Raw genomic sequence first — 18943 nt, 5'->3', positions numbered from 1 at the left:
AGCGCAAGAGCTTCATTTTGCAGCCGTGTTTTTCGACCACCACGCATCCGGGAAATCCATCCCGTAATAGGGAAGCTCCTTCGGGCGGGCCAGGTGGTTCCAGTAGGCAACGCGCAAGGCCTTCGAGTAGAAGAGCGGCACGACGTAGTGATGCGCGAGAAGGACGCGGTCGAGTGCCCGTGTCGTCGCGACCAGTTCTTCGCGGTTCGGCGCGAAGACAATTCTCCGGATAAGTTCGTCGATCGCCGGATCAGCGATGCCGGCATAGTTCCTTGATCCCGGCTGGTTGACTGAGGCCGAACCCCAATAGTCGCTCTGTTCGTTGCCGGGCACGAGCGTTTGCGCCCAGATGCCGTAGATCATGTCATAGTCATAACTTCTGACGCGGTTGGTGTATTGCGAGTCGTCGACGGTGCGGATGCGAGCATCTATCCCGATCTTCCTCACGCTGTTCACGAACGGTGTGACCGTACGCTCGAAGGTAGGATTGGACAGAAGGATCTCGAAGCTGAACGGCTCGCCGGTCTTCGCGTTCACCAATCGGCTGCCCTTCAGTTCGTAACCCGCCTCCTTGAAGAGTGCGAGCGCCTTGCGCAAGTTGTCGCGCACCTTTTGCGGATCGCCGTTGACAGGGTTCTTGTAGGGCGTGGTGAAAACGGCGGCAGGAACCTTGTCTTTCAGTTCTTCAAGGATTTCTTTCTCGCGCCCTTCGGGCAAGCCGGAGGAGGCAAGCTCCGTGCCCCAGAAATAACTGTCGACGCGCTGAAACGCATTGTGTGCGAGGCTGCGATTCAGATCCTCGAAGTCGAAGGCATAGTTCAACGCCTGGCGCACCCGCTGGTCCTGGAATTTTTCGCGGCGCATATTGGGCACGAAGGCCTGCATTATGCCGGTAGCACGCAGCGGGTTTTCGATTTCCTCTCGGATCACCCGGCCGTCCTTCATTGCCGGAAAGTCGTAGGCCGTGGCCCAATGGCTTGCGCTGTTGTCCTGATAGAAATCGACATTGCCGGCACGGAAGGCCTCGAACTGCACGCTCCTGTCGCTGAAGAAGGCGTAATTGATGGTGCGGAAATTATATCGGCCGACATTCACGTTGAGATCCTTGCCCCAATAGTCGTCCCGCAATTCGAAGCGGATCGAGCCGCCCGCCTGGAACGAGGCGATCTTATAGGGGCCGGAGCCCATGACCGGCTCCAGCGTCGTGCGGCTGATATCGCGCTTGCTGCCCTTGGCGTCCTGCCCTTCCCACCAGTGCTTCGGCAGAATCGGAAACTGGCCGAGAATGTTCGGCAGTTCGTGGTTATTCTTCTCGTCGAAACGGAAGGTGACGTCGCGCTCGCCTGTCTTTTCCGCCGAAATCACGTGGCGGTAGTAGTTGGAAAAAAGCGGATTGTGCTCTTTCACCATATCGAAGGAGAAGACGACATCCTCCGGCGTCACCGGTTTGCCGTCTGCCCACTTGGCCTCTGCCCGCAGGCGAAAAGTGGCGGAGGAAATATCGTCCGGATATGAGATGCCCTCTGCGAGCAGGCCGTAGGAGGTGGTGATCTCGTCCTCGGCGGATTTCAGGAGTGTTTCGAAGACCAGCGAAGAAACGCCCGTCGCCACCTCGCCCTTGGCGAGGATCGGGTTGAACGAGTCGAATGTCCCGTTCTCCGAGAGCCGTAGCTCTCCGCCCTTTGGAGCATCCGGGTTGACGTAATCGAAGCGCGCGAAGCCGTCCTTGTATTTAGGTTCTCCGATCGACGACGTAGCGTGGTGCCAGACGGGTTGTTCCTCGGCATTGGACGCAGGAGGAAGGAGGAGAAGCGCTGCTGTCAGAAGCGAGGCCGCGAGGCCAGGCTTCACGGTCCTGCAGAAGTTTGGCATCCGGCCGGTACCCCTTTTTTGTCTCAATGTTCTTTTTTAACGAACATAGGCGAAATCAGGGCAATTGACAGGACTTGCCCAAAATCAGGCGAAATTCTTCGGTCACATCCCGGTGAGTCGCAAGGCTGCTGCAACCGCGGCGAATCAGGATAGGAGAGGGCAGCGGACTGAGGGCGCCGCGCGTCCTGTCAGACGCGCAGAGGTCGCTGCAACGCTTCAGGTTGCTGAAAACACGCAGCAAGCAAGGTCATGGGGAATGGAATGAAATTTGATGCGCGTGCTGCGCTTCGGCGCTGCGGTTCGACCGTCCTGGCTCTGATCATGGGGGTGAGCCTCGTCTCCGCCGAGGCGGCTGCGAACGACGCTCCCCCGGCCAAGGAGCTCTTCGGCGCCAAGGACCTGCCGATGCAGGCGGCGCCGGCTTCGTTCGGGTTCTACTCCAAGGGCTGCCTTGCCGGTGGCGTCGCTATCCCTACCGACGGCCCGACATGGCAGGCGATGCGTCTGTCGCGAAACCGCCGCTGGGGGCATCCAGCGATGATCGCGCTGATCGAGCGGTTCTCCCACGATGCCGTCGAGAAGATCGGCTGGCCCGGCCTTCTGCTCGGCGATATCTCGCAGCCGCGCGGCGGTCCGATGCTTTCGGGTCACGCTTCGCATCAGATCGGGCTCGATGCCGATATCTGGCTGACGCCGATGCCGCAAAGAACGCTGAGCTACCAGGAACGCGAGACGATTTCCGCGACGTCCATGCTCGACAAGAGCAAGTTCCTGACGGTCGATCCCTCCATCTGGACACCCTCTCACGCCCGGCTGATCATGATGGCGGCGAGCTATCCGCAGGTCGAACGGGTCTTCGTCAATCCCGCCATCAAGAAGAAGCTCTGCGACACCTGGCGCGGCGACCGCGCCGCACTCGGCAAGGTCCGGCCGATCTACGGCCACGACTATCATTTCCACATCCGGATCAAATGCCCTCCAGGTTCCAAGGGCTGCAAGGACCAGGCCGTGGTTCCGGCGGGTGACGGCTGCGACAAGTCGCTCGCCTGGTGGTTCACGGACGAGCCCTGGGCAAAGCCGAAGCAGAAACCCGGAGCGAAGCCGCCGAAGCCGAAATTCGCAAAGCTTGCCGATCTGCCGAAGGCCTGCGCTTTGGTGCTGAACGGCCCCGCACCCGCTTCCGAACAGGAGGCTACCTACGGCACCGCCTATCGCGCCCCTGCCGCAATTCCCGCTGCCGCGACCAGCATAGAGGCCGTGATCGAGGCGGCCGGCGAAGCGCCGCTCGCAAACATTCCGGTACCCTCGCCGCGGCCCGGGCTGCAATAGCGCCTTTGCAAATTCCCGGTGCTCATGTATAGGCCCTTCAAATCGATTTAAACGGTTCGTTTGCGCGCGCCAGTCGAGCCGCGCCCTGAACCGCTCCATGATCTTTCGCCGGGGGGCTCTCGCATGGCAGATCGGAAATGTCTCGCCCTGATCGCCCATGATCAGAAGAAGGATGACCTCGCGGCTTTTGCAAAGGCGAACGAGGCGGTCCTGTCCAAGTGGAAGATCGTCGCCACGGGGACCACCGGCGGCCGTGTTCTCGACGTGTGTCCGGCGCTCGACATCGTCCGGTTGAAGAGCGGTCCGCTCGGCGGCGACCAGCAGATAGGCGCGCTGATCGCCACGGGCGACGTGGACTGCCTGATCTTCTTCGTCGATCCGTTGACGGCCATGCCGCACGACGTCGACGTCAAGGCACTGATGCGCCTGGCGATCGTCTATGACATCCCGATGGCGCTCAACCGCGCGACTGCCGAGCAGTTGATCGACTTCAGGCGCAACTGATACATAATCCCGGGACCTTCACGCCGCGACACGCACACCGCGACCAGGACGGACTTCTTCCATGCCCAATGCGAGTGAACACAGCTTTCCCTTCCCGATCCTGATCGGCGACATCGGCGGCACCAATGCCCGCTTCGCACTGCTCACCGACGCCTACGGCGAACCGAAGCAGTTGGCCCCGATCAGAACGGGCGATTTCGCCACGATCGAGGAGGCGATGCAGAAAAGCATCCTCGACAAGACCTCCGTCCAGCCGCGCTCGGCGATCCTCGCCGTGGCCGGGCCGATCAAGGGCGACGAGATACCGCTGACGAATGCCGGCTGGGTGATTCGCCCGAAGGACATGCTGGCGAGCCTCGGGCTGGAGGACGTGCTGGTCATCAACGACTTCGAGGCCCAGGCGCTCGCCATCGCCGCGCCGGCCGATCAGGATGTCGTTCAGATCGGCGGCGGCGCCGTCCGGCCCTTCCATTCGCGCGTCGTGCTCGGCCCGGGAACAGGTCTGGGCGTCGCCGGACTGGTCTATGCGCAGCATACCTGGATACCCGTGCCCGGCGAGGGCGGTCATGTCGATATAGGTCCCCGGACGGAGCGCGACTTCCGGATCTGGCCCTTCCTCGAACCGATCGAGGGACGCATGGCCGGCGAGCAGATCCTGTGTGGCCGCGGCATCATGAATCTCTATCGCGCGGTCTGCGCGGCCAATGGCGAGGAAGCGGCTCTTGCGGATCAGGCGGCAGTGACGACGAGCGCGCTCTCCGGCGTCGATGCGGCGGCGGTCGAAACCGTGTCGCTCTTTGCGACCTATCTCGGGCGCGTTGCCGGCGACATGGCGCTGATCTTCATGGCGCGCGGCGGCGTATTCCTTGCCGGCGGCATTTCGCAGAAGATACTGCCGGCACTGACGAAGCCCGAATTTCGCGCGGCGTTCGAGGACAAGGCGCCGCATTCGGCATTGATGCGGACGATTCCGACCTTCGCCGTCATTCACCCCATGGCGGCGCTCTCCGGCCTCGCGGCCTTTGCCCGCACGCCGAGGGACTTCGGTGTTGCAATGGAGGGACGCCGTTGGAGAAGGTGACGCTGCGGCCGGCGCAGAGACTCGCCAAAACGGCAGCAAAGCACTATAGAGCCCCCGAAAGCGATGCCGGGGTGCGGTACGCGAGCGGGCTCAGGGAAGACGGGCTTATTGAACGCCAAGGATAGAAACAAGCGCGCAGTCGATTCCGAGACGATCACGGGAATCCTCAAGCGCGTCATCGCCGAAAACGGCCGCGACCACATCCGCGGCTATGCTTTCGCAATCGCATGCCTTGTCGTGGTGGCGGCGACGACCGGCTTCACCGCCTGGATCATGGAGGCGGTCGTCAACGAGGCTTTCGCCAACAGGCGCGCCGACATCGTGCTCCTGATCTGCGGTGCGATCTTCGCCGCCTTCGTCCTCAGGGGGCTTGCGACCTACGGGCAGGCGGTCGCCCTTTCCAAGATCGGCAACAACATCGTGGCGCGCTATCAGCGCCGGCTTTATGCGCATCTGATGGCGCTCAGCGTCGGCTATTTCCACGAGCACCGCTCGGCCCAGCTCGCCGCCAAAGTCAGCCAGAACGTCAGCGGCATCCGCGACGTGCTCAACATGACGGTCACGTCTATCGCCCGCGACCTCCTGACACTGATCGGCCTGGTCGTGGTCATGTTCAGCAAGGACTGGCTCCTGTCGTTGATCGTCTTCTTCGTCGCACCGCCATTGCTCCTCGGGCTCCGCTACATTTCCAGGCGCCTGCGCCTGGCGACGCGCGAGGCCGTCGAGGTCAACAGCCGGGTTCTCGGGGCCATGCAGGAGACCATCCAGGGCATCACCATCGTCAAGGCCTTCACGATGGAGAACGAATTGCGGCGCAAGGTCGAGTCTATCATCGATCGTGCCGAGAACCGGGCAAACCGCATCGCGCGCCTGAGCGAGCGCACGGCGCCGATGACCGAAACCTTCGCGGGACTGGCGATCTCCAGCGTGCTTGCCTATGCGGCCTTCCGCACGATCTATCACAACGTGCCGCCCGGAGCGTTCTTCGCCTTCGTCACCGCCCTGCTCATGGCCTATGATCCGGCTCGGCGTCTCGCGCGCCTGCAGGTTTCGATGGAGCGCGCGGCCGTCAATGCCCGCATGATCTACGAGATTCTCGACACGGTGCCGCACCAGCGCGACCGTCCGGACGCCACCGAGCTGAGGCTCGGCGAGGCGACCGTCGAATTGCGCGACGTGCGCTTCGCCTATGGCACCGGCGAGGAGATCCTCAAAGGCGTCAGCTTCCGTGCGGAGGGCGGCAAGACCACTGCGCTCGTCGGCCCCTCGGGTGCCGGCAAGTCGACGATCATCAGCCTGATCCCGCGCTTCTACGATCCCCTGTCCGGCGAGATCCTGATCGACGGCCAGAATATCGCCGGCGTCACCAAGCAGTCGCTCCGTGCCGGCCTCGCCTATGTCTCGCAGCAGCCCTATCTCTTCGAAGGCTCGATCCGCGACAACATCCGCTACGGCCGGCCCGATGCGACCGATGCCGAGATCGAGGAAGCGGCGCGGCTGGCCTACGCGCATGATTTCATCCTGGCGCAGCCGCAGGGCTATGACACGCCCGTCGGCGAGCATGGCGTGACGCTTTCCGGCGGCCAGCGTCAGCGTCTTTCGATCGCCCGGGCGCTCGTCCGCAACGCGCCCGTCCTGCTTCTGGACGAGGCTACCTCGGCGCTCGACACCGAGTCGGAAGCGGCCGTTCAGAAGGCACTCGAAGAGGCGATGAGCGGCCGCACCGTGATCGTCATCGCGCACAGGCTCTCCACCGTCGTGAATGCCGACAAGATCGTCGTCATGAAGGAAGGCATCGTCGTCGAGGAAGGCTCCCATGAGGAGCTTGCGCGGCGTCCGGACGGTCTTTACGCTCGCCTCCACAATCTCCAGGGCAGCGGAGCGGATACGGTCGCAGAGGCACAGATCCTGTAGCACAAGGGAATTGCACGATGAACGAAACGGACATGAAGCTCGTTGTGGTCGGCGCGGCCGGCCGTATGGGCCAGACATTGATCCGGATCATTCACGAGACCGCCGGCGTGCGCCTTCATGCCGCGATCGAGCGGACCGGCTCGCCGTTTATCGGCCGCGATGCCGGCGAGCTTGCCGGTGCCGGCCCGATGGGTGTCGCCGTTACCGACAAGCCGCTCGAAGCCTTCGTCGAGGCCGAAGGCGTGCTCGATTTCACGGCGCCCGCCGCCACGGTGGAATTCGCCGGCCTTGCGGCGCAGGCGCGCATCGTGCACGTCGTCGGCACGACCGGCTGCTCGGCGGATGACGAGGCGAGGATCCGCGCCGCCGCCCGTCACGCCCGCGTCATCAAGTCGGGCAATATGAGCCTTGGCGTCAACCTGCTCGGCGTGCTCACGGAAAAGGCGGCGCGTGCGCTTCCGGCCGGGGGGTGGGACATAGAGATCCTCGAAATGCACCACAAACACAAGGTCGATGCGCCCTCGGGCACGGCGCTGCTTCTCGGCGAAGCGGCGGCCAGGGGGCGCGGCATCGATCTTGCGGATCACTCCGTGCGGGTCCGCGACGGCCACACCGGTGCGCGGCCCGAAGGGTCAATCGGCTTTGCGACGCTCCGCGGCGGCTCCGTCATCGGCGAGCACTCGGTTGTGATTGCCGGAGAGGGTGAAATGGTCACCCTTTCGCACAGTGCGACCGACCGCTCCATCTTCGCCCGCGGCGCCGTCGCTGCCGCCCTCTGGGGGCGGAGCCGGAAGCCAGGCTTCTACTCCATGCTCGACGTTCTCGGGCTCGACTGACATCCGATAATTCAAAAAGAGGAAATCGAAATGAGCGGCACCCTCGTCCTTGTCCGGCACGGCCAGAGCGACTGGAACCTGAAGAACCTCTTCACCGGCTGGCGCGATCCCGACCTCACCGAACTCGGCATCGAGGAGGCAAAGGCCGGCGGCAAGGAGCTTGCCGATTACGGCATCAAATTCGACATCGCCTTCACCTCCGTCCTCATCCGGGCCCAGCGTACCTGCCAGCTCGTCCTCGACGCCGTCGGCCAGTCGTCGCTCGAAACGATCCGCGATCAGGCCCTGAACGAGCGCGACTACGGCGACCTCTCCGGTCTCAACAAGGACGATGCGCGGGCGAAATGGGGCGAAGAGCAGGTCCATATCTGGCGCCGCTCCTACGACGTGCCGCCGCCCGGCGGCGAGAGCCTGCGCGACACCGGCGCGCGCGTCTGGCCCTATTACCTGACCGACATCCTGCCGCGCGTGCTTTCGGGCGAGAAGGTGCTCGTCGCCGCCCATGGCAACTCGCTGCGCTCCCTCGTCATGGTGCTGGACAAGCTGACCAAGGAGCAGATCCTCAAGCTCAACCTCGCGACCGGAGTGCCGATGGTCTACAAGCTGAACGCGGATTCGACCGTCGCTTCGAAGGAAGTGCTCGGGGATATGTCCGGGGCGCATTGAGGCACACATCTCTTGCGGGCTGGTGCGGCGGATACTGCTGATGAATGGATCCCGGGATCCCTCGGGAACCCAACCGCCTCAACCGCCCTCGGTCGTCATCCTCGAGATCTGCCCTTTGCAGACCTGGCGGGTTCGAGGGAAGGGATTGCCCCTCAACCGGCTGCCGCCACCTTCTCCCCGCAGGCGGGGAGAAGGGATATGCCGCGCCCGCTCGCTCCCTCGGGCGGGCGGTGAATGCGAGGTTCAGTCGGCGCCGCTTGTCCCTTCGCCCCGCTTGCGGGGAGAAGGTGCCGGCAGGCGGATGAGGGGCAATCTACTGCATGTGTCCTTTAATCCTATCCGATTAAAGGACAAAAACATGCAGCAGATCAAAGTGCCACAGCGACCTTTGCGCGTCTGATAAGACGCGCGGCGCTGTAGGGCAACCCCTCAAGCCTTCCCCGCCTCCCAGCCGAGGATCGCGCGCTTGCGCGTCAATCCCCAGTGATAGCCGGTGAGATCGCCGGTCTTGCCGAGCGCACGATGGCAGGGCACGACGAAGGAGATCGGGTTGCGCCCGACCGCGGCGCCGACCGCACGCGAGGCCGTCGGCTGGCCGAGGTTGTCGGCGATCCTGGAATAGGTCGTGGCCTTGCCGAGCGGAATCTGCAGCAGGGTCTGCCATACGCGGATCTGGAAATCCGAACCGATCAGGAAAATCCGGAGCGGCTCTTCCGCGCACCAGCGGTCGGGGTCGAAAATGCGTGCCGCATAGCGCGCCGTCGCCGCGCTGTCCTCCACATAGGTGGCGTTCGGCCACCGGGCGGCCATGTCTTCGAAGCTCGCGCGCTCCTCGCCCGAATCGGCGAAGGCAAGGCCGGCGAGGCCGCGATCGGTCACCATCACCAGGGCCGTGCCGAAGGGCGAGGGGTGAAAGCCGTAGCGGATGGTGAGGCCGGCGCCGCGCGCCTTCCATTCGCCGGGCGACATGGCCTCATGGGTGACGAAGAGATCGTGCAGCCGGCTCGGACCTGAAAGGCCGACCTCGATGCTGGTCTCGAGCAACGGCATGTCCTCCTGGCGCAGGAGGCGCTTGGCGTGATCGAGGGTGACCGCCTGCAGGAAGGCCTTCGGCGAAAGGCCGGCCCAACGGGTGAAGACCTTCTGGAGCTGCGTCGGCGACTGGCCGAGGCGCCGGGCGAGCGACTCGAGCGACGGCTGCTCGCGATAATCTTCGGTCAGCATCGCGATCACACGCCGGACCGTGTCGTAGTCGGTGCCTTCCGGGGTGATGTCGGTGGGAATGGATGTAACGACGTTCATGATCATCTCCTTGTGCCACAGATAATCATGCGGGCGATCCTATAACCACCCGATTCTTGTCGGCCGGCCGGCCGGCTCAGCGCGACCTGGCGGTCGCCAGCGCCCGTGCGAAGGCGGCGGCGAAGGTTTCGCGGTCATCGCGGTTGAGGAAGGAGCCGATATCGGTCTGCCGGCCGCCGCCACTTATCTTCATCGACACGATGCCGATCTCCTGATGACGCTTGATGCTGAAGCGCGCCCAGAAGGTGTTGAAGCGGTGTTCGATCATCCTCCCCGACGGCGCGAACTTCCTGACCGAAACGTCGGTGCGCGAAACGCTGACCTCCTCGCGGGCCCGCGCAGCGTGGTAGTTGAGCCAGAAGGCACCGAAGAGCAGGATCAAATCGAGGCCGAAGAAAAAGACGATCGGCCAGGCGCCGATGACCAGAAACACGACGATGTGCATCAGGCTCATGATGCCGGCGATCATCAGTAAAATCTTGAAGCCCCTGTATCCCAGCGAGCGGTAGGGGGTGAGTTCGGCCGCAAAGATCGGCTCGTCATCGATGTTTGGCGCGGCGTTGCCTTTGATCATGACCCTTGACTATAGATGCAGCATGAAAAACGTGAAGCTCAAATCGCCACCACAAGAGCCAAAGCCGGCGAAAGCGACAACGCGCCGCACGGGAGGCCGCACGGGGCCACGCAGTGCCTACCGCACCGCGGAAGTCGAGGAAATCTTCCGCCGCTTTTCGGTGCAGCGTCCGGAGCCGGAGGGCGAGCTCGAGCACGTCAATCCGTTCACGCTCGTCGTGGCGGTCGCTCTCTCGGCGCAGGCGACGGATGCCGGCGTCAACAAGGCGACCCGGCAGCTCTTCGCTGTCGCCGATACGCCGGAGAAGATGCTGGCGCTCGGCGAGGAACGGGTTCGCGACTATATCAAAACGATCGGCCTCTACCGCAACAAGGCGAAAAACGTCATCGCCCTCTCCGAGAAGCTCATCACCGACTTCGGCGGCGAGGTGCCGCGCACGCGCGAGGAGCTCGTGACGCTGCCCGGCGTCGGGCGAAAGACCGCCAATGTCGTGCTCTCCATGGCCTTCGGTCAGCCGACGATGGCCGTCGACACCCATATCTTCCGCATTGCCAACCGCATCCGTCTTGCGCCGGGCAAGACGCCGGACGAGGTGGAAGCGCACCTCCTGCGGGTGATCCCCGAGCACTATCTGTTCCATGCCCATCACTGGCTGATCCTGCACGGCCGTTATGTCTGCAAGGCGCGCCGGCCGGAATGCGAGCGCTGCGTGATAGCGGACCTCTGCAAATCGCCGGAAAAGACCTGCGATACCCCGGCCCCGCTGGTGGAATTGCCGCCGCAGGCGATCTCCGTCGCCGCCAGATCACGATGATTTCAGGTCGGGTCGACCTAAAATCACGGGCGGAAAACCGCACACACTTTTCCTCATCCGATCTCAATCACTTTCCTCATTGAGCGATCAGGCGGTCGATCAGCCTGTCGATGGCGTAGGCATAGTCGGCCCGTGCAGCGCCCGCATCGATCTCGAGCGCAGCGCGGTCGAAGGCGGCGGACAACAGGAATGCCATCGCCTTGACCGTCTTCTCCTCCAGGCGGTGCGGAGCCATGGCGGCGGCGAGGCCTTCCTCCAGCGTTCTGCCGCCATGGGCGGCGTCGAGAGCCGCCATTTCGGTGACGCCCAGCACGGCCGGCCCGTCGAGCAACAGCAGGCGTACCCTGCCCGGAACGGCCATGGCGTCGAAATAGGCCGCCGCTCCTGCAAGCAGTGCCTCGCGGGGTGGGAGGGGAGCACCGGCCAATTGCTCGATCATCGCCGCGACCTCGCGTGCTTCCCGTTCTACGATCGCCCGAAACAGCGCCTTCTTGTCCTCGAAGTGATGATAGAGCGCGCCGCGCGTAAGCCCGGCTGCGGCAACGATGTCCGGCGTCGCGGTTTCGGCGTAGCCCCTGGAGACGAAGAGCGCGCGTGCGGCATCGAGGATCGCCGTGCGGGTTGCATCGGAGCGCTCCCGGTTGGAGCGTCTTGTTTCTCTCTGTTGCATACATGCAGCCTGTATGTTATTGGAGGATACATGCAGATTGTATGTGATCGAACGACGGAGGGAAAGGATGAAATCGACAAGCTATTATCCGGTGATCATGACGCAGGACGTTCGGCAGACGGCGGACTTCTACGTCAGGCATCTAAGCTTCGAGGCGCTTTTCGTAAGCGATTGGTACATGCACCTCCAGTCGACCGAGAACGAACATGTGACGCTCGCGGTCCTCGATTACCGTCATGAGACGGTGCCCGAACGGCACCGGGCGCCGGTGCAGGGCCTGCTCCTGAATTTCGAGGTGGAAGATCCCGATCGGCTCTATACCCAGATGCGTGACGCGGGCCTGCCCATCCTCAAGCCGATCTGCGACGAAGACTTCGGCCAGCGTCATTTCATCACGGCCGATCCGAACGGCGTGATGATCGACATCATCAAGCCGATCCCGCCAAGCGCCGAGTTCGCCGCCGCCTATGACGCAAAGGCGTTGCCGACGTGATCGTCGGCATCCCCGGAATTTCCGCTGCATGCGGGAGCCTTACTGCACTTGAAAAGATGCATAACGCTGTTGCGTCTTCCAAATGGCCGGAAAACCGCTATTAACGAACACCGGTCACTAAGGAAACCCGGACGGAGTTCATGGCAAAATACGACGTTCTGACGATCGGCAACGCGATCGTCGATATCATTGCGCGCTGCGATGACAGCTTTCTCGAAGAAAACGGCATCATCAAGGGCGCGATGAACCTCATCAATGCCGATCGCGCCGAGTTGCTCTATTCGAGAATGGGACCGGCGGTCGAAGCCTCCGGCGGCAGTGCCGGCAATACGGCGGCAGGCGTCGCGAGCCTCGGCGGCCGCGCCGCCTATTTCGGCAAGGTCGCCGACGACCAGCTCGGCGAAATCTTCACCCATGACATCCGCGCACAGGGCGTCCATTTTCAGACGAAGCCGCTCGACGGCCATCCCCCGACGGCCCGCTCGATGATCTTCGTGACCGAGGACGGCGAGCGCTCGATGAACACCTATCTCGGCGCCTGCGTCGAGCTCGGCCCGGAGGATGTCGAGGACGACGTCGTTGCCCAGTCGAAGGTTACCTATTTCGAAGGCTATCTTTGGGACCCGCCACGCGCCAAGGATGCGATCCGCGAAGCGGCGCGCATCGCCCATGCCCATGGGCGGGAAACGGCGATGACGCTGTCCGACAGTTTCTGCGTGCATCGCTACCGGAGCGAGTTTCTCGAGCTCATGCGCTCGGGCACGGTCGATATCGTCTTCGCCAACCGGCAGGAGGCGCTCGCGCTTTACGAGACCGAGGACTTCGATCGCGCGCTCGAGCTGCTGGCCAGGGACTGCAAGCTTGCGGCGGTCACGCTGAGCGAGGAAGGCTCCGTCGTGGTGCGCGGCGCTGAGCGCGTACGCGTCGGTGCGAGTGTTCTGGAGCAGGTGGTCGACACCACCGGCGCCGGCGATCTCTATGCTGCCGGCTTCCTCTTCGGCTATACCAGCGGCCGCTCGCTCGAGGAGTGCAGCAAGCTCGGCAATCTGGCCGCCGGTATCGTCATAGGCCAGATCGGCCCGCGGCCGCTGGTCTCGCTTGCAACCGCTGCCAGGCAGGCAGCTCTCGTCTGAGGCTCTCTTCCGAGCGAATCGAAAGCACGCGTTGATGCTCATCATCCTGGGAGGCTTGCCCGGATCCGGGAAGACGACGATTGCTCGCGCTTTGGCGAAGCGATTACGCGCGGTGCATGTGCGCGTCGATACGATCGAGCAATGCATTCGGGCTTCGGGCGTACCGGGTTCCGTCGTCGGCGCCGCAGGATATGTAGCGGCCTACGGGGTGGCTGAAGACAACCTCACGCTCGGCCACACCGTCATCGCGGATTCCGTCAATGGCCTGGGTGTGACGCGAGCCGCCTGGCTCGCGGTAGCAGACCGGTCGGCGGCGCCGGCCGTCGAGTTGGAGGTCGTCTGCTCGGACAAGGCGGAACATCGCCGTCGCGCGGAAACCCGGCTTTCCGACGTACCGGGTCTGACGAAACCAACCTGGGAAGAGATCACCAATCGCGTTTACGAAGATTGGGGGTTGCGACCCCTCGTCATCGACACCGCGAAGAAGAGCCCCGACGAGCTCGTCGCCGAATTCATTTCGAAGCTCGAACGCCAAAAACCAGGGAGCTGACGCCGTCCCGCCCGAAACGCTTACTTGAAGGCCTCGCCGGGATAGGCTCCCCAGATCTCGCTCTGGGCAATCCAGCCTTCGACCCCTTGCGTTTCGGCGTGGCACCAGTCGCCGTTGCATTCGCCGATGTGCAGCATGACGCCTGGTTCGACGCGCGCGACGATCGACGCCGTCCCCTGCGGATCGCGCCGCATGTTGACGAAAACACCCTCTCCCTTGCTGCGCATCCACGGGGCCGCCAGCGCCGTGCGGTCGCCGGACAGAAGCGCCTGGTTGACCCAGCCTTCGGTTCCGTCGGCGTCGCGGATCCGGCGCCAATTGTCATATTCCTGGATGATCTCGACCGGCACGCCGGATTTGAGATAGCGGAAGGCGACGGCATAGTCGACGCTCGGGCCGATTCTCAAGTTCACGCTTTTCGCCTTCAGGCTGACGAAGCGGGGGAGGGGAAGGCCGCTCGGCCCCTTCGCCGCCTGCGCCTGGGCGGTGCCGGCCGTCAAGACCGCTCCGAGCAAGGCTGCCATCGTGAGGGTGGAAACTCGTGAAATGAAGTGACGCATGACGAAGCTCATCTTCCGAACGTAAGCAGGGCTTGGCGAAAGCCCTTGCGGTGCTGACCGGCCAGGCGCTCGCAAATCCCCGCACTTTTCAAATCCCCGCACGGGGCGGCGACTTTCAATTGTGTTCCCCACCGGGTCTGGTAGAAATTGCGGCTATGGGGAGAACTATCACCCGACTTGGTTAAGGACCCGTCAACGAGGGCGCCGCTCACAGCAATGACAAGCAAGAAAAAGCCAACGGTCTACATCACCCGCAAACTGCCGGATGTCGTCGAAACCAGGATGCGTGAGCTCTTCGACGCGGAGCTGAACATCGATGACACGCCGCGCAGCCAGCCGGAGCTGGTCGCCGCGGTCAAGCGGGCCGACGTGCTCGTGCCGACGGTGACGGACCGGATCGATGCGGCGCTGATCGAGCAGGCCGGGCCGCAGCTGAAGCTGATTGCCGCCTTCTCGAACGGCGTCGACAACATCGATGTGGATGCGGCCGCACGCAAGGGCATAACCGTCACCAACACGCCGAACGTCCTGACCGAGGACACGGCCGACATGACCATGGCGCTGATCCTCGCGGTGCCGCGCCGGCTCGCCGAAGGTGCGCAGGTGCTGACCGACCGCAAGGGGGAGTGGGCAGGCTGGTCTCCCACCTGGATGCTGGGCCGGCGCATTGCCGGCAAACGCATAGGCATCGTCGGCATGGGGAGAATCGGCACCGCCGTCGCCCGCCGTGCCAAGGCCTTCGGGCTTTCGATCCACTATCACAACCGCCACCGCGTCAAACCGGAAACCGAGGAGATGCTGGAAGCGACCTATTGGGACAGCCTCGATCAGATGCTCGCCCGCGTCGACATCGTCTCCGTCAACTGCCCGTCGACTCCGGCGACCTATCATCTGCTCTCGGCCCGGCGGCTGGCGCTGATGCGGCCCGACAGCTACATCGTCAACACCGCGCGCGGCGGCATCATCGACGAGGCGGCGCTGATCAAGAGCCTCCGCGAGGGCAAGATCGCCGGCGCCGGGCTCGACGTCTTCGAGAACGAGCCGTCCGTCAATCCGAAGCTCATCAAGCTTGCCGGCGAGGGAAAGGTCGTGCTCCTGCCGCATATGAGCTCGGCGACGCTCGAAGGCCGCATCGACATGGGCGAGAAGGTGGTGATCAACATCCGCACCTTCTTCGACGGCCATCGCCCGCCGGACAGGGTCCTGCCGGGGCGGGACTAAACCTTTGCGCGTCCGATAGGACGCGCGGCGCTATCGGAAAGGTATCGGAGGACTGCAGTCTCCTCTTACCTCATCCCTGTGACGAGCGCAGGATGAGGTAATCGAACAAGCCGCTGCGGGTATCCCGAATCTCGACAGGCCTTAATGCGCCTCGTCCCAATTGTGTGCCGCGCGCGCATCGACCTTGAGCGGCACCCTCATGTCGAGCGCGGGCATCGCGGCGTTCTCCATCACCGAGATGATCACCGGAATGGTCCGCACGATCTCGCCATCCTCCACCTCGAAGATCAGCTCGTCATGGACCTGAAGCAGCATTCGCGCGGAGAGCTTCGCCGCTTCGAGTGCCGGTTCCATCTTGACCATGGCGCGGCGGATGATGTCGGCGGCCGAGCCCTGGATGGGGGCGTTGATCGAAGCGCGCTCGTTGAAGGCGCGCATCGACGGATTGGACGAGCGGATGTCCGGGTAGTGGGCCCGGCGGCCGAAAATCGTCTCAACATAGCCGTTCTCGCGGGCAAAGGCCTTGGTGTTCTCCATATAGTCCCGGATGCCGGGGAAGCGCTCGAAATAGCGTTTGATGTAATCCCCCGCCTCCGAACGCTCGATCGAAAGCTGGTTGGCGAGCCCAAAGGCGGAGATGCCGTAGATGATGCCGAAATTGATCGCCTTGGCGCGGCGGCGAATTTCGCTCGGCATGCCGTCCACCGGCACGCCGAACATTTCGGAAGCTGTCATCGCATGGATGTCGACGCCATCGGCGAAAGCCTGGCGCAGCTGCGGGATGTCGGCCACATGGGCGAGCACTCTCAGCTCGATCTGGCTATAGTCCGCCGAGACAAGCTTGTGTCCCGGCGTCGCCACGAAGGCCGTGCGGATCTTGCGGCCTTCGCCGGTCCTGATCGGAATGTTCTGCAGGTTCGGATCGGAGGAGGAAAGCCGCCCCGTCGTCGTCGCAGCCATTGCAAAGCAGGTGTGGACGCGCTTCGTCTCCGGGTGCACGAAGCCGGGCAGGGCGTCGGTATAGGTCGATTTCAACTTGGTCAGCTGCCGCCAGTCGACGATCTTGCGGGGCAAGTCGTGTCCGGCGGCCGCGAGGTCCTCGAGCACCTGCGCGGAGGTCGACCATTGCCCGGTCTTGGTCTTGGAGCCGCCCGGAAGACCCATCTTGCCGAAGAGAATGTCGCCGAGCTGCTTCGGCGAGCCGATGGTGAATGTCTCGCCGGCGAGGCGATAGATCTCGTCTTCGAGCGCCGCCGCCCCCTGCGCCAGCTCGCCGGAGAGGCGTGACAGAATCTGCCGGTCGACGGTTATGCCGCGTTCCTCCATCCCGGCAAGGACGGAGATCAGCGGCCGCTCCAGCCGCTCGTAGACGCGCGTCAGTCCCTTGGCGGCGAGCCGGGGCTTCAGCACATGCCAAAGCCTCAGCGCGATATCCGCATCCTCCGCCGCATAGGCCGTCGCCTTGTCGATGTCGACGAAGTCGAAGGTGAGCGAAGACCGGCCGGTGCCGGTGACGTCCTTATAGGCGATCGGCGTGTGGCCAAGCCACCGCTCGGCAAGCGAATCCATGCCGTGGGCGCCGTTGCCGGCATCGAGCACATAGGACATCAGCATCGTGTCGTCGAAGCTTCGCATGGCGATGCCATGCCGCTTCATCACGAGGTAGCCGTATTTCAGGTTCTGCCCCACCTTCAGGACGGACGGGTCCTCCAACAGCTCCTTTAGCCGGCTTAAGGTCTCCCGGACCGGGACCTGGCTGTCGACAGGTCCACCCCCCAGGAGGTCGCTGACGCCGCTCTTATGGGCGAGCGGCACATAGGCAGCCCTGATCCTCGAGCCCGACGGGTCGTTCGCGTAATCGGCGACCGCGAGCGAAAAGCCGACGAGGTCGGCACGCATGGCGTCGGGCGACGTAGCCTGGGTATCGAAGCCGACGAGCCCCGCCTCGCGGGCGTCTGCGATCCAACGCTCGAGCGTATCGATATCGCGGATGGTTAGATATCCGGAATGGTCGAACGGCGCCTTGCGGAAATAGGCCGCACGCGCCTCGGCGAGGCCGTTAGGCGTCGCGCCGGTCGTACCGGCATCCTGGCCGGAGGAGAGGAACGAGACAGCCGCCCTGGCCGCATTTCCCCGAGGCGGCGTCGCGCTCGATGATTGCGGCGACGGCGGCGGGCCGCCGGCCTCGCCGACGTCGAGATCCGGCCCATGCGCTTGCGCGCCCCATTCGACCGGCACATGAGCCGGTTCGATCGCTTCTGCATCCGTATCCGTCGCCGCTGCGACGCGGCGCGTGAGCGTGGTGAATTCCATCGCCTTCAGGAATGCGATGAGCTTCGGGCCGTCCTGCGAATCGAGCCTGAAGTCCTCGGGCGGAACGTCGAGCGGCGTGTCTTTCTTCAGCGTCACGAGCTCACGCGAAAGGCGCGCCAGATCGGCATTGGCGATGATGGACTCGCGCCGCTTCTGCTGTTTGATCTCGCCGGCCCGCGCAAGCAGCGTGTCCAGATTGCCATACTCTTCGAGGAGCTGGGCTGCCGTCTTCGGCCCTATCCCGGGGATGCCCGGCACGTTGTCGGTCGAATCGCCGGTCATGGCCTGGAGATCGATCATCTTTTCCGGCGGCACGCCCCACTTTTCGATCACGTCCGGAACGGTGATCTGCTTGTCCTTCATGCTGTCGTACATCGACACCTTCGGCGTGACGAGCTGCATGAGGTCCTTGTCGGAGGAAACGATGGTCACGTCGGCGCCCGCCTCCTCGGCAAGCCGTGCATATGTCGCGATGAGGTCGTCGGCCTCGTAGCCTTCCTTCTCGATGCAGGGCAGGTTGAAGGCGCGGGTGGCGTGGCGGATGAGCCCGAACTGCGGGATCAGATCCTCCGGCGGCGCTGTCCGGTTGGCCTTGTACTGGTCGTAGAGCCCGTTGCGGAAGGTCTTCGAGGAATAGTCGAAGATCACGGCCAGATGTGTCGGCGTCACGCCCACGGAGGTGTCGCGCGCGTCGGTCAAAAGCTTCCAGAGCATGTTGCAGAATCCCGCGACCGCATTGACGGGAAGTCCGTCCGACTTGCGGTTGAGCGGCGGGATGGCGTGGAACGCCCGGAAGATGAAGCCCGAGCCGTCGACGAGGAAGAGATGATCACCGTTTTTCATGCGGCCATGGATAGCGCGAGGCAGGGGAAAGGTCCATTGCGCTTTTCCCGCACTACCCTATTAAGTCGAGCGGCAAAGGCCTTGCCGGAGCCCTGAAGTTCGGCGCCGAACACTCACGCAAACGTTACGCATTTGTAATGCGCGATTCGGTCGGCCTATCCTTGAAATGCCACATTTCAATCCACAAATCATGTCGAGCGGCACTCATACAATGCCGTGAGTCTGGTGATTGGCCTGTCCCCCGCCCGCACCAGATGAGGACAAAGGC

General features: G+C 63.6%; 17 protein-coding genes. 11 read left to right on the top strand and 6 right to left on the bottom strand.

Annotation, left to right across the window (positions count from 1 at the left end; translation table 11 throughout):
- Positions 1-12: 12 nt before the first annotated feature.
- Positions 13-1872 carry an extracellular solute-binding protein gene (locus M1D34_RS14840; protein WP_498779663.1) on the bottom strand — a complete coding sequence of 620 codons (1860 nt, stop codon included), beginning with the start codon at positions 1870-1872 and terminating at the stop codon, positions 13-15.
- A gap of 261 nt (positions 1873-2133) precedes the next feature.
- On the opposite strand from M1D34_RS14840, the gene mepA reads away from it, so the two are divergent.
- From mepA to M1D34_RS14810, 6 genes are all read left to right on the top strand, one after another.
- On the top strand, positions 2134-3201 hold the full coding sequence (mepA, locus tag M1D34_RS14835) for a penicillin-insensitive murein endopeptidase (protein ID WP_010968392.1): 1068 nt from the start codon (positions 2134-2136) through the stop codon (positions 3199-3201).
- Between the two features lie 123 nt (positions 3202-3324).
- Complete coding sequence (locus M1D34_RS14830) at positions 3325-3705, top strand: methylglyoxal synthase (RefSeq protein WP_003531955.1); 381 nt, start codon at positions 3325-3327, stop codon at positions 3703-3705.
- A gap of 61 nt (positions 3706-3766) precedes the next feature.
- Positions 3767-4786, top strand: a complete 1020-nt coding sequence (locus M1D34_RS14825) for a glucokinase (protein ID WP_003531954.1) — start codon at positions 3767-3769, stop codon at positions 4784-4786.
- A 108-nt stretch (positions 4787-4894) separates the two neighbouring features.
- A complete protein-coding gene (locus M1D34_RS14820; RefSeq protein ID WP_010968394.1) occupies positions 4895-6700 on the top strand; it encodes an ABC transporter ATP-binding protein in 1806 nt (601 codons plus the stop codon).
- A gap of 17 nt (positions 6701-6717) precedes the next feature.
- A complete protein-coding gene (gene dapB / locus M1D34_RS14815) occupies positions 6718-7536 on the top strand; it encodes a 4-hydroxy-tetrahydrodipicolinate reductase (protein ID WP_010968395.1) in 819 nt (272 codons plus the stop codon).
- 30 nt (positions 7537-7566) lie between these two features.
- The gene (locus M1D34_RS14810; RefSeq protein ID WP_498779659.1) at positions 7567-8202 is read left to right on the top strand and encodes a 2,3-bisphosphoglycerate-dependent phosphoglycerate mutase; all 636 of its coding nucleotides are present in this window, start codon (positions 7567-7569) and stop codon (positions 8200-8202) included.
- A 429-nt stretch (positions 8203-8631) separates the two neighbouring features.
- On the opposite strand, the gene M1D34_RS14805 is transcribed toward M1D34_RS14810, so the two are convergent.
- Both M1D34_RS14805 and M1D34_RS14800 read right to left on the bottom strand, forming a co-directional pair.
- Complete coding sequence (locus tag M1D34_RS14805; protein WP_498779657.1) at positions 8632-9504, bottom strand: methylated-DNA--[protein]-cysteine S-methyltransferase; 873 nt, start codon at positions 9502-9504, stop codon at positions 8632-8634.
- 76 nt (positions 9505-9580) lie between these two features.
- Entirely contained in the window at positions 9581-10078 is a 498-nt protein-coding gene (locus M1D34_RS14800) for a DUF2244 domain-containing protein (protein WP_003531937.1), read from the bottom strand.
- Positions 10079-10100: 22 nt separating this feature from the next.
- Between M1D34_RS14800 and nth the strand changes: the two genes are divergently transcribed.
- Positions 10101-10892, top strand: coding sequence for an endonuclease III (nth, locus tag M1D34_RS14795; RefSeq protein WP_498779655.1), 792 nt, complete (start codon positions 10101-10103; stop codon positions 10890-10892).
- A gap of 76 nt (positions 10893-10968) precedes the next feature.
- On the opposite strand, the gene M1D34_RS14790 is transcribed toward nth, so the two are convergent.
- Positions 10969-11562, bottom strand: a complete 594-nt coding sequence (locus M1D34_RS14790) for a TetR/AcrR family transcriptional regulator (protein WP_003531933.1) — start codon at positions 11560-11562, stop codon at positions 10969-10971.
- Positions 11563-11629: 67 nt separating this feature from the next.
- Between M1D34_RS14790 and M1D34_RS14785 the strand changes: the two genes are divergently transcribed.
- The 3 genes from M1D34_RS14785 to M1D34_RS14775 all read left to right on the top strand — a co-directional run bounded on the left by M1D34_RS14785 (position 11630) and on the right by M1D34_RS14775 (position 13738).
- The gene (locus M1D34_RS14785) at positions 11630-12055 is read left to right on the top strand and encodes a VOC family protein (protein WP_028011102.1); all 426 of its coding nucleotides are present in this window, start codon (positions 11630-11632) and stop codon (positions 12053-12055) included.
- 140 nt (positions 12056-12195) lie between these two features.
- Complete coding sequence (locus M1D34_RS14780; protein ID WP_010968402.1) at positions 12196-13188, top strand: adenosine kinase; 993 nt, start codon at positions 12196-12198, stop codon at positions 13186-13188.
- Between the two features lie 34 nt (positions 13189-13222).
- Positions 13223-13738 (top strand): P-loop nucleotide/nucleoside kinase family protein, encoded by a 516-nt coding sequence (locus M1D34_RS14775; RefSeq protein ID WP_164835173.1) that lies wholly within the window; start codon positions 13223-13225, stop codon positions 13736-13738.
- 20 nt (positions 13739-13758) lie between these two features.
- Here M1D34_RS14775 and M1D34_RS14770 read toward each other — a convergent pair whose 3' ends face one another.
- On the bottom strand, positions 13759-14262 hold the full coding sequence (locus M1D34_RS14770) for an SH3 domain-containing protein (RefSeq protein ID WP_050577706.1): 504 nt from the start codon (positions 14260-14262) through the stop codon (positions 13759-13761).
- A gap of 252 nt (positions 14263-14514) precedes the next feature.
- Here M1D34_RS14770 and M1D34_RS14765 point away from each other — a divergent pair, with 252 nt between their 5' ends.
- Positions 14515-15519 (top strand): 2-hydroxyacid dehydrogenase, encoded by a 1005-nt coding sequence (locus M1D34_RS14765; RefSeq protein ID WP_003531928.1) that lies wholly within the window; start codon positions 14515-14517, stop codon positions 15517-15519.
- Between the two features lie 141 nt (positions 15520-15660).
- Here the strand turns inward: M1D34_RS14765 and polA are convergent, their stop codons facing one another.
- Positions 15661-18675: a DNA polymerase I gene (polA, locus tag M1D34_RS14760; protein WP_498779652.1), complete on the bottom strand. Its 3015-nt coding sequence runs from the start codon at positions 18673-18675 to the stop codon at positions 15661-15663.
- Between the last annotated feature and the right edge of the window lie 268 nt (positions 18676-18943).

Source organism: Ensifer sp. D2-11 (genome assembly GCF_054161295.1).
Note: the sequence above shows the minus strand (reverse complement) of the source record. Positions and strands in the feature narration are given on the sequence as shown.

Coding starts and splice junctions, on each gene's coding strand:
- M1D34_RS14825 (WP_003531954.1), top strand. CDS start 3,767: ATGCCCAATGCGAGTGAACACAGCTTTCCCTTCCCGATCCTGATCGGC.
- mepA (WP_010968392.1), top strand. CDS start 2,134: ATGAAATTTGATGCGCGTGCTGCGCTTCGGCGCTGCGGTTCGACCGTC.
- dapB (WP_010968395.1), top strand. CDS start 6,718: ATGAACGAAACGGACATGAAGCTCGTTGTGGTCGGCGCGGCCGGCCGT.
- polA (WP_498779652.1), bottom strand. CDS start 18,675: ATGAAAAACGGTGATCATCTCTTCCTCGTCGACGGCTCGGGCTTCATC.
- M1D34_RS14800 (WP_003531937.1), bottom strand. CDS start 10,078: ATGATCAAAGGCAACGCCGCGCCAAACATCGATGACGAGCCGATCTTT.
- M1D34_RS14840 (WP_498779663.1), bottom strand. CDS start 1,872: ATGCCAAACTTCTGCAGGACCGTGAAGCCTGGCCTCGCGGCCTCGCTT.
- M1D34_RS14805 (WP_498779657.1), bottom strand. CDS start 9,504: ATGAACGTCGTTACATCCATTCCCACCGACATCACCCCGGAAGGCACC.
- M1D34_RS14785 (WP_028011102.1), top strand. CDS start 11,630: ATGAAATCGACAAGCTATTATCCGGTGATCATGACGCAGGACGTTCGG.
- M1D34_RS14830 (WP_003531955.1), top strand. CDS start 3,325: ATGGCAGATCGGAAATGTCTCGCCCTGATCGCCCATGATCAGAAGAAG.
- M1D34_RS14765 (WP_003531928.1), top strand. CDS start 14,515: ATGACAAGCAAGAAAAAGCCAACGGTCTACATCACCCGCAAACTGCCG.
- M1D34_RS14810 (WP_498779659.1), top strand. CDS start 7,567: ATGAGCGGCACCCTCGTCCTTGTCCGGCACGGCCAGAGCGACTGGAAC.
- M1D34_RS14790 (WP_003531933.1), bottom strand. CDS start 11,562: ATGCAACAGAGAGAAACAAGACGCTCCAACCGGGAGCGCTCCGATGCA.
- M1D34_RS14775 (WP_164835173.1), top strand. CDS start 13,223: ATGCTCATCATCCTGGGAGGCTTGCCCGGATCCGGGAAGACGACGATT.
- M1D34_RS14780 (WP_010968402.1), top strand. CDS start 12,196: ATGGCAAAATACGACGTTCTGACGATCGGCAACGCGATCGTCGATATC.
- nth (WP_498779655.1), top strand. CDS start 10,101: ATGAAAAACGTGAAGCTCAAATCGCCACCACAAGAGCCAAAGCCGGCG.
- M1D34_RS14770 (WP_050577706.1), bottom strand. CDS start 14,262: ATGGCAGCCTTGCTCGGAGCGGTCTTGACGGCCGGCACCGCCCAGGCG.